The sequence below is a fragment of the Rhizobium sp. AQ_MP genome, from assembly GCF_014237835.1.
In the GTDB taxonomy this organism is placed as follows: domain Bacteria; phylum Pseudomonadota; class Alphaproteobacteria; order Rhizobiales; family Rhizobiaceae; genus Allorhizobium.
Genome location: NZ_JACJVI010000020.1, coordinates 1 through 12,183 on the forward strand (window position 1 = coordinate 1; position 12,183 = coordinate 12,183).

Here is a 12,183-nt window from a genome sequence, read left to right on the forward strand (position 1 = left end):
AGCCTGATCACGCCGCAACGCTTTTACACCCATGGGCAGAATTCCAGGGGCGACAGACATGTCTATGCCTCGCGGACACGCTTCATCCCGGCCATGCTCTTGCAGTTTTTCGAGCAGACAAGCTGGCCGAAGGTGGAAGCAACGACCACAGGACGAAGCGCCAGCCAGATCAGGATCGACGTGGCCGCCAGAATGCGCGGGATGTGGGGGTAACAGAGACGCTTCCATGAATGGCGGGCGGCCCATTCTCTATGTATCGGAGGGTGTAGATCGCGGGTTCGTGCCTGACAAAGAATACGCTGCGAGGGATGCGGCATGAGGCAGTAAGAACCGCCGGTAATGGCCTGCGCACTTAGATACTAGTGTCATTTCACAAAGCGAATTCACAGTGCCCGGCTCGCGCTTCCATTGTAAGCTTGATAAGAGTTGCGCGGCGAGATTGCGCCCGGTAGCCGAATTTTGTGTTCTCGGCGTCTGATCATGTTGCCTTTACGAAGATCTTCGTATATTGAGGTCGAGATGGCTTTCAAGGATGTCCGGTATCGCGTCATCAGGGCACTCAAAGACGGTACTTATCAGCATGCGGCTCGCGGGAGCATCGAGGACAAGAATGCCTTGATGACTGGCGATATATCCCCCGAGGACCTGATAAAGATCATCGACAGGTGCAACGGCACGCATCACGAGGGTTCTGAACACCATATGTTCAAGGGTGTTGAAGTGCACATCCTCAAGCGAGATGGCTGGTACATAAAATTCTATTTTATTGAGCCGGACACAGTTTTTATCAGTGTACATCCTTCAAGGTAGGCGAACATGAAAATCTGGTATGCTGGAGATAGGAGCAAGTCGCTCTGCGAAACGTGCCGGAAGGTTGTTACGACAACTTTCGACTATCACGATGTGCCTTTCGAAAGCGGGATCGGCGTAGCGAAGCAGATCATGGCGGCTACTTGCGACGAGTGTGGTACCGTTGTGGCTATCCCTCCGCAGTCGACGCCAGCCATCCGTGTTGCTCGCGAGATCGCCTCTAGACCCCTGGAGGTGGTTATGGCTGCGCCGTTTATGGACACGTTGGACCTAGCGTCCTATCGGATCGATCCTTCTGCTGGCGTGATCCTCCGAAAGTCACTGATCGCGTATTTCGTTCACAGGTCCGTAAACGACGAGTCCCTGGTGGAGAGGCTTCGCAGAAATGCAGAGGTCCATCGCGAAAAGTGGAAGAGCTGGCACGATACCCCATCGAAGCGTCTTTCGATGAAAGTGACCCCGCGCCTTGGCGAAGAGTTTAACGAACTCGTCAAGAAGAGTGCATTGAATAAGACGACTTTGGTCAAGTCCATCGTCATGGATATTGGCTCGGAAATCGTAGAACCTGAAGAGCCGAAGATGATGGCCGAACTGCGCAGGATGGCTGCGGCTCTTGCTGCGTAGGAGCAAGCCGCTGACCGTTCGCTCCTTCGATTGAACTCTCACAAGATTTCAGGGAAGAACCTGGGTCATGTGGAACGTGATATGCATTCAGCCTTGATCTTCCAAATGGCTCAGAGCGCCTCGCAGCTGTGGCGCCCTTTTCTGGCTCCGCCCAAAACCTCAAATCGATCAGAGCAGCCAGAATTCATCCGGCGATCAGCCAGCGGCTGCCTTGCCGTTTTTGACCTCAACCGCTATGCCATAGCTGCACAACGCATTGAGGATTGCATCATGGCCACTGGCACCGTCAAATTCTTCGCCCAGGACAAGGGCTTCGGCTTCATCACCCCCGACAATGGTGGACCGGACGTATTCGTTCACATCTCGGCCGTGGGTGGCGGCTCTCTTTCTGATGGCCAGAAGGTCAGCTTCGACGTCGGCCAGGATCGCAAGACCGGCAAGTCCAAAGCGGAAAACGTAACCGTCGTCCGCTAAGTCAATACGTCGAAAAATGGCGATGCGCGGTTGGATCCAAAACCACAAACGGCGCATCGCATTCGCATAAACCGAACCAGTTTATCTCGTGCGACCTCGCTCGAGATCTTGTGACGTTCCGGCCATCAGGACGCCGTTCACCTCATTTGCAGCGTCGCCGCTTTCCAGATTGATGCCCTTGGCATGCCCCTTCCAGCTATGATCGTCGGAACGGGATGACATTGCTGCCGCGCATGAACGCAATCGCACCCTCAGCTTCAATGGTCTTGACCGCGACATCGCGCGCCTCAGCGTCGGATTGAAACTGCTCGTCCCAGACGTGGCTGGTGTTTTGCTGATCGATCACTTCCAGCGTCCAAGTCGCGTCATTCTCCATTCGGAAGATGTCGATGGAAAACGGGTAGCCGTCGATAACGACCCTCGTGCTTTTGCCAGAGGTCACCAGATTTGGTTCTGCATCCATCATGACGTTCTAAGTCCGCTTCCGTATCGAGATAACGAGTATGCCCGTGGCGCTGAACCCGTCAAGCAGCAGGCTGATGCGATTCAAGCCTACTTAGACATGGGTCTCTTGGATTCTGAGATACCGACATCCCGGAGCCTCATTCTATGACATGTCGACACTATCGACATGTCCTCAGGACATGTCGTCGAATCGAGGATTGAGCGACATGAGATTTCGGAGGGCCAGATAAGCGCCTCCAGTCAGCGCCCAATCCTGGTCTTGTCACCATGAGCATGGCCCGCCTCGCCACTGCCTTCGCACACAGCAGTCACCTGCTCAGCTTTCGGTCGCTGGCCGACAGGGGTTTGAGCGCAACCGGCCACCATGTGCCGTCCCTCCCCGCATTTTTATCAAGCCCCGCGTCGCCCATTGCCCTCCGCTCGGCTCGGCTCGGCTCGGCTCGGCTCGGCTCGGCTCGGCTCGGCTCGGCTCGGCTCGGGAGATGAGCGGCCGATCGACAATTGACATCTCTATTTCAAGCTGATTGATATGATGTCAGACCAATTTTTGAGGCTGCCTGTGAAATCCACGCTCACTCCTCTTCCGCCTGCAGACCGTGGCCGCCAGGTGTCAGAGTCACTGGCTGCCTATATCCAGCAGGCTGAACTTGCGGCCGGTGACCGCTTGCCGGCCGAGCGTGAACTGATGGCGGCACTCGGTGTCGGTCGCTCGACGATCCGCGAGGTCATCCGGCAGTTTCAGGCGCTCGGCGTGATGGAAACCCGCAAGGGCAGTGGCACCTATCTCGTAAAGCCGATCACCTCGGCCACGATCCATATGCCGCTCTCGGTCAATATGGGCAGTCTGCGAGACGTCCTCTTGCAGACACTTGAGGTGCGCCGCGGCATCGAATGCGAAGCCTGCATGGCAGCCGCCCGCCGGCGCACCCAGGACGATATCTTGCACATCAGTGCAGCGCTCGAGGAGATGGAGCGTGTGCATCTGCAAAAAGGCACCGCCGGCAAGGAAGATCTGGCCTTTCACCTCGCCATCTACGATGCGACCCATAATCCGCTATTCAGGCAGTTGCTCGAACAGATGCGCGAAGCCTTCGAGAGTTTCTGGGACACGCCGTTTGACCGCCCGGACTTTGCGCGCCGCTCCTTTCCCTATCACCGCACCCTGTTCAACGCGATCCTCGCTCAGGACACGGAGGCTGCAAGGCGCGAGACCATCAAGATCCTCGACATCGTCGAGGAAGACATCAAGGAAATGTCCAAATGACCATCGGCTCCGATTGGTTTGAACACGCATCCCTTTCCGTCGCCCATGACGAGACAAATGCCTTCGAGGCTGTCGTACCGCCAATCGTCCAGACCTCGCTCTTCACCTTCGAGACCTATGACGAGATGGTTGCCACATACCGTGGCGAGCGCAACCGGCCGGTCTATTCGCGCGGCCTCAATCCGACGGTGCGTCATTTCGAGGAGATGCTGGCAAAGCTTGAGGGCGGCGAAGACGCGCTGGGTTTCGGCAGCGGAATGGCGGCGATCTCAACGACGGTTCTCACCTTCGTCGAACCGGGCGACCGGATCGTGGCTGTCCGCAATCTTTACCCCGATGCCTATCGCCTGTTCGGCACGCTGATGAAGCGGATGAAGGTGGAGGTCACCTATGTCGACGGAAAGGATCTCGAGGCCGTCGACCACGCCTTGAGCGGTGCGCGACTGCTTTATCTGGAAAGCCCGACAAGCTGGATCATGGAAACCCATGACGTGGCAGCGCTTGCAGCACTTGGCCGGAAACACGGGGCGCTCAGCGTCATCGACAACAGCTGGGCAAGCCCGATCTTCCAGCGCCCGCTGGAGCTCGGTGTCGACATCGTCCTGCATTCCGCCTCGAAATATCTGGGCGGCCATAGCGACGTGGTGGCAGGCGTGGTTACCGGGTCAAAGACACTCATCGACCGCATCCGCACCGAAACCCTGCCCTATCTCGGCGGCAAGATGTCCCCCTTCGATGCCTGGCTGCTGATCCGGGGCTTGAGGACCCTGCCGATCCGAATGAAGGCCCATGAAGCATCGGCGCTTGAGATCGCGCGGCGGCTCAAATCCCTCGATATCGTCGAAGAGGTCAATCATCCCGGCCTCGCCAATCAATTGCCGCCTGGCCTCACCGGAACCTCGGGTCTCTTCTCCTTCGTGCTTCGCCAAGGCGTCGACATCAGACGGTTCTGCGATCGCCTGCAGCTTTTCAAGCTTGGCGTGAGCTGGGGTGGCCACGAGAGCCTGGTGGTACCCGGCGAGGTCGTGTTGCAGCAAAAGGCCCAACCGAATTCCGCGCATGCCTTTGGCATGAACCCGCGGTCCGTGCGTCTCCATGTCGGCCTCGAGGGAACCGAGGCTTTGTGGAGAGACCTGGAGGCAGGGATCGCTGCCGCCCAGGAGACATAAGCAAAACCAAGCCCTGTCGAACCAAGCTTAAAATAGCAGAGGAGGAACCTGATAATGAAAGCCCTTTTGACAGCAGCCCTGATCAGCACCTTGATGGCGGGAACGGCCCTTGCCGATACCACCTTGAAGCTGGTCGAAGTGATCACCAGCCCTGAGCGCACCGAAACACTGAAATCGATCGTCTCGACATTCGAGGCGGAAAACCCCGGCACCAAGGTCGAGATCATTTCGCTTCCCTGGGGCGAAGCCTTCCAGAAATTCGCGACCATGGTCTCGGCCGGCGAGATCCCAGATGTCATGGAAATGCCCGATACCTGGCTGTCGCTTTATGCCAATAACGGCATTGTCGAGAGCCTCGAGCCCTATCTGAAGGATTGGGACCAGACGGCAGATCTGTCCGATCGGGCGCTCGAACTTGGCCGCGACGTCAAGGACACGGCCTATATGCTGCCCTACGGCTTCTATCTGAGAGCCATGTTCTACAACAAGAAGCTCCTGGAAGAGGCCGGCGTCACAGAACTGCCAAAGACGATGGACGAATTTGCCGAAGCCTCAAAGAAGGTCTCGGCGCTTCCCGGCAAGTATGGCTACTGCCTGCGTGGTGGCCCCGGTGGCCTGAATGGCTGGGTGATGTTCGGCGCCTCCATGGCAGGCTCGAATGAGTTCTTCACCGAAGATGGCACCTCGACCTTCAATTCCGAAGGCTGGGTCAAGGGCCTCACCTGGCTGATCGATCTCTACAAAGAGGGCTACGCCCCGAAGGATTCCGTCAACTGGGGCTTCAACGAGATCGTGGCAGGTTTCTACAGTGGCACCTGCGCCTTCCTCGACCAGGATCCCGACGCCCTGATTGCGATTGCCGAGCATATGGGCGAGGACGATTACGGCGTCATGACCATGCCGAAGGGCCCGGATGGCAAGACCTTCCCGACCATTGGCTATGCCGGCTGGTCGATGATGTCGGCAAGCGAGAACAAGGATCTGTCCTGGAAGCTGATTGCCACCCTTCAGGGCAAGGATGGCAATATCGAGTGGAACAAGCGGACCGGCGCGCTGCCGGCACTCAAATCGGCCGAAAGCGATCCTTTCTATGCAAGCCCGCAATTCAAGGGCTGGTTCGAAGAACTGGCTGACAAGGATGCGGTGCCGACCGTGATGCCGACGCATCTGGAAGAATTTGCCTTCTTCAAGGATTCGCTGGTCATCAAGACCTCGCAGCAGGCACTGCTTGGCGACATCACGCCTCAGGAGCTCGCCGACCAGTGGGCAGATTACCTGACCAAGGCGCAGCAGAAGCACCTGGCGAAACAGTAAGGCGTCAAAGACCGGGCAGAGCGAGACCTGCTTTGCCCGGTTCCTGAAACAGACACTGAGACAGTCACTTCCACTGACACGTCCAAGCAGATGAAGGCCTGAACAATGACGGCGACCCTTGAGCGGGGCGATCGGCGCACGCTACTCAAGCGCATGGCCGATGCGTCGGAACCTTATCTCTACAGCGCGCCGGCATTGATCCTGATCGTTGCGGTGATGCTCGTGCCTTTGACGCTCGGCATTTCCTATGCGTTTCGCGATATCCAGCTTCTCAACCCGTTTTCTGGCGGATTCATCGGTCTTGATCATTTCAAGGTGCTGAGCCAGGACGCCGACTTCTACCGGGCGCTGAAGAACACGCTCTGGTGGACAGGTGCCTCTGTTGTCTTGCAGTTTACCTTCGGGCTGATCCTCGCACTCTTGCTGGACAAGCCTTTCTATGGCCGCGGCCTTGCCCAGGCGCTGGTCTTCCTTCCCTGGGCGGTGCCAAGCTTTCTTGCCGGCCTCAACTGGGCCTGGCTCTTCAACCCGGTCATCGGCCCACTTCCCCACTGGCTCTTTTCCATGGGCGTCTTGAGCGAACCCAACAACATCCTCTCGGATCCCTCGCTTGCCATGTGGGGGCCGATCATCGCCAATGTCTGGTGGGGCATTCCCTTCTTTGCCATCACACTGCTTGCAGCCCTTCAGGCCATTCCGCGCGATCTATACGAGGCAGCCGCGATCGATGGCGCCGGGCCGTTCCAGCGCTTCTGGTCGATCACCCTGCCCTTTCTCGCCCCGACCATGGCCATCACGATCCTGCTGCGCACCGTCTGGATCTCGAACTTTGCCGATCTGATCATCGTCATGACCAATGGCGGCCCGGCCGACAGGACGCAGATCGTTGCTTCTTACATCTTCACCCAGGCCTTCAGGCGTCTCGACTTCGGCTATGCCTCGGCAATCGCTCTCGTGCTCCTGGTGCTGTTGATGGCCTATTCCATGCTGATCGTGCTGCTCCGGCAGACGCTTTTGAACAAGGACTGAGCCCATGAGGTCGTCCCGCATCGCTCTGACCATCGCCCATCGGCTGGCCATCCTCGCTTATATCGTCGTTGCCCTCTTCCCGCTCTACTGGCTCTTGAAGGTCGCGGTCACGCCGAACAACCTTCTCTACAGCGAGGGTGTGCGGATGTGGCCCTCAGCCACGACGTTTGAGCATTTCCGCTTCGTGATTGCCCACAGTGCCTTTCCGACCTTCTTCAAGAACAGCCTGATCGTTGCCGGCTCGACCGCCCTCGTCGTCACGATCATTGCCTCATTGTCGGGTTACGCGCTGTCACGCTTCAGCTTCAAGGCAAAATACTGGATCGTCGGCCTGATGCTCCTGACCCAGATGTTTCCGCTGGTCATGCTGGTCGCCCCGATCTTCAAGATACTGTCTCCGCTTGGGCTGACCAACAGTCTGACGGGCCTTGTCATTGTCTATTCGGCCTTCAACGTGCCCTTTGCGACCTTCCTGATGCAGTCCTTCTTCGACGGCATTCCGAAAGACCTGGAAGAGGCGGCGATGATCGATGGTGCAACCCAGTTTGTCGCCTTTCGCCAGATCATTCTGCCACTGACACTGCCGGGGATCGCAGCAACGCTCGGCTTCGTCTTTACCGCCGCATGGTCGGAGCTTCTCTTTGCGCTGATGCTGATCTCGGGCAATGACGCAGCGACCTTCCCCGTCGGTCTTTTGTCCTTCGTGTCGAAGTTTTCCGTCAATTTCGGGCAGATGATGGCAGCCGGCGTGCTTGCCCTCATTCCGGCCTGCCTCTTCTTCCTCCTCATCCAGCGCTATCTCGTGCAAGGCCTGACGGCTGGCGCGGTCAAAGGCTGAAAGGACTGTAAAACCATGGCTTCCATCGATGTCCGCGCAGTGACCAAGAGCTACGGCCATTTCCCTGTTCTGCACGGGGTAGACCTCACCATTCAAGACGGCGAGTTCATTGTGCTTGTCGGCCCCTCAGGCTGCGGCAAGTCCACGCTCTTGCGGATGATTGCAGGTTTAGAACAGATCACCTCCGGCGAGGTCGCGATCGAGGGTCGACGGGTCAATGATCTGCCGCCCAAGGATCGCGACATTGCAATGGTCTTCCAGTCCTATGCGCTGTACCCGCACATGTCGGTGGCCGACAATATGAGCTACAGCCTGAGGCTGAGAAAGACCGCCAGGGAGCGGATCACCGAGACCGTTGCCAGCGCCTCTTCAAAGCTTGGCCTCAACACCCTGCTTGAACGCCGACCAAAAGCCTTGTCGGGTGGCCAGCGCCAGCGTGTGGCGATGGGCCGTGCAATCGTTCGCCAGCCCAAAGCATTTCTCTTCGACGAGCCGCTTTCCAATCTTGATGCGCGTCTGCGCGAACAGATGCGTGCCGAAATCAAGAAGCTGCACAAGGAGCTTGGAGCCACATCGATCTATGTCACCCATGACCAGATCGAGGCCATGACGCTTGCCGACCGTATCGTTGCCATGCATGGCGGCGTGGTGCAGCAGGTCGGTGCACCACTCGAGCTTTACGATCGCCCGGCCAATCTCTTCGTTGCCGGGTTCATCGGGTCACCGGGCATGAACTTCCTGGAAGGGCAATATGTCAGCAGGGGTGATAAAGCCGCTGTCCGGTTCAAGGATGGAACGGAAATTGCCGTCAAAGAGCGGGCGTCGTTTGCGCAAGATGAGACAGTGACACTCGGCATTCGGCCAGAACATGTGGTGATCTCGCCTGATGGGGCGATCGAAGCCGGCGTGGAGCTTGTCGAGCCGACCGGTTTCGGCATCATCATGCATCTGTCGGTTCATGGGCTGCCATTCAAGCTCTTCACGCTCGACCGCAGCGTCCTTAGCGCGACAGCCAAGGTTCGTGTCGATTTTCCCATCGACCACCTGCATGTCTTCGACCATGAGGGCAAACGCATCAAGGAGCGGTCCTCAACCGATTGATCCGAAAACCGCTGCGCAGGGTGCATGTCCGGCACCTCTACTGCGCAACAGAGCGGTAGCACGGAGAAAGACGGCGATAGAACTGCGTGCCGCTTTCGTCCGCCTCGCTTCCGGTTGCGGGTGGCTGGCCGTCTCAAGACCGGCACGTCGGCCAGACCGTGACCGGTTACGCGATCACCGGGCAGGAGGTGGAGCGAGCCGACCGATCAAGCCAGCGCAGCACCCGGCATTCGCCATGGCCAACAATATCGAGCCCAAGGCTTAAAAGGTGGCGGGCAATTTCGGTCTGCAGGTGGTCGCGCGGACCATAACGCTCACAGATGCCGTTAACCCGCGCTAAAATCTCCTCGGCTTTGTCATCCGGGACATCCAGATCGCCAAAGAAATAGTGGTCTTTACCCGCAGCATAAAGCGTGGCGCCCGTGCTCAGGACCTCTTTGACAAAGAATGGGATTTGATCACTGCGCATCGCAACTCCTTCGGAGAGCAATATGGGCAAGGATCACGTCTTGTCACACTACTAGATTTCAGGGGGCGTTTCTTGCGAACGCTTTCCTGCCGGGCTCGACAGTAATCACCGCCCATCGAGGGCCCTGACCAAATAGCAGCCGGTTACAGGCCCTGGACGTATTTTGTTTGACGAAGTCAGCATAGCTGTCAGGGGGGCTGCGCCTCCACGCCGACATTGAAATCATACGCAGTGCCATACGCGGCCGCCCCGCGCCGATTGCGGTTGAAACTCAGCAATATTGACGCTATATTTCGTCAAAATGATCGGCACTCCACTAAGGACGTCACACTATGAGCCTTACCCAATATGCTGATGACGGACTGTTCTCCCCACGCAAGTTTGCGGAAACTTTGCTGACGACCAGCGAGGACATTGCTCGGACGGCGGGACTTGGGAAGGATGCGGTTCAACGGAAGGACAGGATCCGTTCAGACAAGACGCAGCGTCGTTTGCGCGAAGTGGCAGAGATCATCAACAAAATCGAACCTCGTTTTGGCTCGGCGCTCATGGCCTATGCTTGGTACCGCTCACAACCCCTCCCCGGTTTCTCAGGCCTGACAGCTATGCAGCTTGTTCGGGATGGACGCGCCGACGATGTGCTTGACTACATCGACGCCGTTGATGCCGGCATCCATGCCTAGTCAAATATCGCACGATGTTTAAGGGCACGTTGTACAGGGCACTCAACCCGATCTACGCCCGTGAACCGCTGTCCGGCAAAGGCGCGCAACGGCATGGCGGGCGTTTCAACAAGAAGGGCGTTCCTGCGCTTTACACTTCCCTTTCGATCATGACCGCCATCCGCGAAAGCAATCAGGTCGGAAGCTTGCAACCGACGACAATTGTATCTTACAGGGCAGAAATCGAGCAGGTTTTCGACAGTCGCAACGAGGTTGCACTGGCGGCCTACGGCATGGATGCTGCAGCACTCGCAGACATCTCCTGGCGCGACCAGATGCGATCGAGCGGAATGGCAAAAACCCAGGCCTTTGCTCGGCAGCTGGTCGAGGATGGCTATCACGCACTGCTCGTCCAAAGTTATGCGCATGGTTCATCGGCAACCGATCTCAATCTCGTACTTTGGCATTGGGGAGACGAGGCGTCATCCCGCCTGATTGTAGTCGATGACGAGAACCGTCTTGCTTGAGAAAACTTTTGATTGGCGAGCACTGGGTTTCCATGCTCTGGCCGTACGCCTTCCAAGAGTTTGCGACCGCGCGATAGTCAATTAGGCGAACAAACGAGGTCGCGCTGTCTCAGCCCGCACATGAACACTTAAGCTCACATCGCGCCGGTCAACGAGGCTGACTGTCTTTGAATAATCAGAACGTCGATAGAGGCAACGCAAACATGTTTTCGTCAAAAGGGAGGACGCGCTCTCCCACATAGATGACGAAGACGACGACGGAACGGACCGCGCTTGGGCTCTCGTCTCGAGACCATCCCAGGCGGGGGAAAGTGTCAATAGAAGGGCGGGGAAAGTATCAATAGAACTGCGGGTGAAGTGTCATCAGGAGGGTGGTGGGCGCGCCATCAAGGCTGCGAAAGGGTCGATCGTACTCTGGCAACCCTTTATGCAAACGTTTCCGAAACTGAGAAAAATCAGATGGTTATTGCGGACAATCGAACCACAATGCCAAGAACCGGTGACACCCCAAAACTTCAGTCGCTGCTGTTCGATTCCCGGGATTGCAATCACCAGTCGTCAGGAAGCGACAGCATGAGCTCTTTAGCCTTGGTTCAAGCAAGCAAGGGGCAAAGAGAGAGTCCTAGTCAGCAAGCTGCCGGCCGCCCTCTCAAAGCGCCTCACTTCCTGGACGCACAACAGTATCGACAGCCCGAGTGAAAGGCCTGACGCCTTTGCCATCTCGTCCGTCACGACCACACTTCCTTTCAATGGAACATTAGGACGCTAACCAGCGTCTCGTCTCCTGAAAAACGGAGATCTGACATGGAATGGCTGACATCGCTGGCCGGCACCTTCGACATTTTCAGCCATCTTGCGGCCTTGGCTTTTGCCTACGCGCTGGCCTTGCCGATCGCCTGGGACCGGGAACGGCACGAACGCAGCGCAGGACTGAGGACATTCCCCCTGGTTGCGATCGCGGCCTGTGGCTTCATCCAGGCAACCGAGGGGATCACGCTCGGCAACGCGGAAGCGACAGCGCGCATCGTCGAGGGCTTGATCAACGGGGTCGGCTTCATCGGCGGCGGAGCAATCCTGGTGGGCAAAGCCGGGACCAAAGGGACGGCAACGGCTGCAAGCCTCTGGGCCACCGGCGCGATCGGCACTTCTGTCGGGCTTGGAGCCTATGACACGGCGATCGTTCTTTCGATCGTGACATTTGCAACGCTGCGGATCATGACCAACTTCAAGGTCGAAGAGGCGCTTCGTCATGAAAAGGTAGAAGGCGAACACTGAGGACGCCGAGTAAACGGGCCGACACGACCTCAAGCGCGGGACAAAATGCCGTTCCCAAGGCGGACACAGCTTGACCCTCACACTTTGCTATCCGTCGTTTGCCACCAATTTTAAGTCACTCGACGCGGAAAGTTGCCCCCTATCGGCGTCCATTGTCGACCT

At 57.6% G+C, this 12,183-nt stretch carries 14 protein-coding genes and 1 pseudogene; 13 read left to right on the top strand and 2 right to left on the bottom strand.

The window, feature by feature from the left end; genetic code table 11:
* The 4 genes and pseudogenes from H6M51_RS21245 to H6M51_RS21260 all read left to right on the top strand — a co-directional run.
* Positions 1-213: pseudogene (locus H6M51_RS21245) on the top strand (ATP-dependent helicase); the annotation flags it as partial.
* A 306-nt stretch (positions 214-519) separates the two neighbouring features.
* A complete protein-coding gene (locus H6M51_RS21250; RefSeq protein WP_185811810.1) occupies positions 520-810 on the top strand; it encodes a hypothetical protein in 291 nt (96 codons plus the stop codon).
* A gap of 6 nt (positions 811-816) precedes the next feature.
* Positions 817-1,434: a hypothetical protein gene (locus H6M51_RS21255; RefSeq protein ID WP_185811811.1), complete on the top strand. Its 618-nt coding sequence runs from the start codon at positions 817-819 to the stop codon at positions 1,432-1,434.
* A gap of 270 nt (positions 1,435-1,704) precedes the next feature.
* Positions 1,705-1,908, top strand: coding sequence for a cold-shock protein (locus H6M51_RS21260; RefSeq protein ID WP_185811812.1), 204 nt, complete (start codon positions 1,705-1,707; stop codon positions 1,906-1,908).
* A 196-nt stretch (positions 1,909-2,104) separates the two neighbouring features.
* Here the strand turns inward: H6M51_RS21260 and H6M51_RS21265 are convergent, their stop codons facing one another.
* On the bottom strand, positions 2,105-2,374 hold the full coding sequence (locus H6M51_RS21265) for a hypothetical protein (RefSeq protein ID WP_185811813.1): 270 nt from the start codon (positions 2,372-2,374) through the stop codon (positions 2,105-2,107).
* 531 nt (positions 2,375-2,905) lie between these two features.
* Here H6M51_RS21265 and H6M51_RS21270 point away from each other — a divergent pair.
* The 6 genes from H6M51_RS21270 (at position 2,906) to H6M51_RS21295 (ending at position 9,088) form a co-directional block, all read left to right on the top strand.
* Complete coding sequence (locus H6M51_RS21270) at positions 2,906-3,637, top strand: FadR/GntR family transcriptional regulator (RefSeq protein ID WP_407073605.1); 732 nt, start codon at positions 2,906-2,908, stop codon at positions 3,635-3,637.
* Positions 3,634-4,806, top strand: a complete 1,173-nt coding sequence (locus tag H6M51_RS21275; RefSeq protein ID WP_185811815.1) for a PLP-dependent transferase — start codon at positions 3,634-3,636, stop codon at positions 4,804-4,806. The genes H6M51_RS21270 and H6M51_RS21275 overlap by 4 nt, the downstream gene beginning before the upstream one ends.
* 54 nt (positions 4,807-4,860) lie before the next feature.
* Positions 4,861-6,120 (top strand): sugar ABC transporter substrate-binding protein, encoded by a 1,260-nt coding sequence (locus H6M51_RS21280; RefSeq protein ID WP_185811816.1) that lies wholly within the window; start codon positions 4,861-4,863, stop codon positions 6,118-6,120.
* A gap of 105 nt (positions 6,121-6,225) precedes the next feature.
* Positions 6,226-7,149 (top strand): carbohydrate ABC transporter permease, encoded by a 924-nt coding sequence (locus H6M51_RS21285; RefSeq protein ID WP_185811817.1) that lies wholly within the window; start codon positions 6,226-6,228, stop codon positions 7,147-7,149.
* A gap of 4 nt (positions 7,150-7,153) precedes the next feature.
* Positions 7,154-7,987, top strand: coding sequence for a carbohydrate ABC transporter permease (locus tag H6M51_RS21290; RefSeq protein WP_185811818.1), 834 nt, complete (start codon positions 7,154-7,156; stop codon positions 7,985-7,987).
* A gap of 15 nt (positions 7,988-8,002) precedes the next feature.
* Entirely contained in the window at positions 8,003-9,088 is a 1,086-nt protein-coding gene (locus H6M51_RS21295) for an ABC transporter ATP-binding protein (RefSeq protein ID WP_185811819.1), read from the top strand.
* 166 nt (positions 9,089-9,254) lie between these two features.
* Here the strand turns inward: H6M51_RS21295 and H6M51_RS21300 are convergent, their stop codons facing one another.
* The gene (locus H6M51_RS21300) at positions 9,255-9,557 is read right to left on the bottom strand and encodes a hypothetical protein (protein ID WP_185811820.1); all 303 of its coding nucleotides are present in this window, start codon (positions 9,555-9,557) and stop codon (positions 9,255-9,257) included.
* 332 nt (positions 9,558-9,889) lie between these two features.
* On the opposite strand from H6M51_RS21300, the gene H6M51_RS21305 reads away from it, so the two are divergent.
* The 3 genes from H6M51_RS21305 to H6M51_RS21315 all read left to right on the top strand — a co-directional run bounded on the left by H6M51_RS21305 (position 9,890) and on the right by H6M51_RS21315 (position 12,021).
* Positions 9,890-10,240, top strand: a complete 351-nt coding sequence (locus H6M51_RS21305; protein ID WP_006728700.1) for an antitoxin Xre/MbcA/ParS toxin-binding domain-containing protein — start codon at positions 9,890-9,892, stop codon at positions 10,238-10,240.
* A gap of 14 nt (positions 10,241-10,254) precedes the next feature.
* A complete protein-coding gene (locus H6M51_RS21310; RefSeq protein ID WP_185811821.1) occupies positions 10,255-10,746 on the top strand; it encodes an RES family NAD+ phosphorylase in 492 nt (163 codons plus the stop codon).
* Between the two features lie 804 nt (positions 10,747-11,550).
* Positions 11,551-12,021, top strand: a complete 471-nt coding sequence (locus H6M51_RS21315; RefSeq protein WP_185811822.1) for an MgtC/SapB family protein — start codon at positions 11,551-11,553, stop codon at positions 12,019-12,021.
* The last annotated feature ends 162 nt before the right edge of the window (positions 12,022-12,183 follow it).

What these genes read in the sequence shown, in the direction of transcription:
- H6M51_RS21250 (WP_185811810.1), top strand. Translation starts at nt 520, where the DNA reads ATGGCTTTCAAGGATGTCCGGTATCGCGTCATCAGGGCACTCAAAGAC.
- H6M51_RS21255 (WP_185811811.1), top strand. Translation starts at nt 817, where the DNA reads ATGAAAATCTGGTATGCTGGAGATAGGAGCAAGTCGCTCTGCGAAACG.
- H6M51_RS21260 (WP_185811812.1), top strand. Translation starts at nt 1,705, where the DNA reads ATGGCCACTGGCACCGTCAAATTCTTCGCCCAGGACAAGGGCTTCGGC.
- H6M51_RS21265 (WP_185811813.1), bottom strand. Translation starts at nt 2,374, where the DNA reads ATGATGGATGCAGAACCAAATCTGGTGACCTCTGGCAAAAGCACGAGG.
- H6M51_RS21270 (WP_407073605.1), top strand. Translation starts at nt 2,906, where the DNA reads ATGTCAGACCAATTTTTGAGGCTGCCTGTGAAATCCACGCTCACTCCT.
- H6M51_RS21275 (WP_185811815.1), top strand. Translation starts at nt 3,634, where the DNA reads ATGACCATCGGCTCCGATTGGTTTGAACACGCATCCCTTTCCGTCGCC.
- H6M51_RS21280 (WP_185811816.1), top strand. Translation starts at nt 4,861, where the DNA reads ATGAAAGCCCTTTTGACAGCAGCCCTGATCAGCACCTTGATGGCGGGA.
- H6M51_RS21285 (WP_185811817.1), top strand. Translation starts at nt 6,226, where the DNA reads ATGACGGCGACCCTTGAGCGGGGCGATCGGCGCACGCTACTCAAGCGC.
- H6M51_RS21290 (WP_185811818.1), top strand. Translation starts at nt 7,154, where the DNA reads ATGAGGTCGTCCCGCATCGCTCTGACCATCGCCCATCGGCTGGCCATC.
- H6M51_RS21295 (WP_185811819.1), top strand. Translation starts at nt 8,003, where the DNA reads ATGGCTTCCATCGATGTCCGCGCAGTGACCAAGAGCTACGGCCATTTC.
- H6M51_RS21300 (WP_185811820.1), bottom strand. Translation starts at nt 9,557, where the DNA reads ATGCGCAGTGATCAAATCCCATTCTTTGTCAAAGAGGTCCTGAGCACG.
- H6M51_RS21305 (WP_006728700.1), top strand. Translation starts at nt 9,890, where the DNA reads ATGAGCCTTACCCAATATGCTGATGACGGACTGTTCTCCCCACGCAAG.
- H6M51_RS21310 (WP_185811821.1), top strand. Translation starts at nt 10,255, where the DNA reads ATGTTTAAGGGCACGTTGTACAGGGCACTCAACCCGATCTACGCCCGT.
- H6M51_RS21315 (WP_185811822.1), top strand. Translation starts at nt 11,551, where the DNA reads ATGGAATGGCTGACATCGCTGGCCGGCACCTTCGACATTTTCAGCCAT.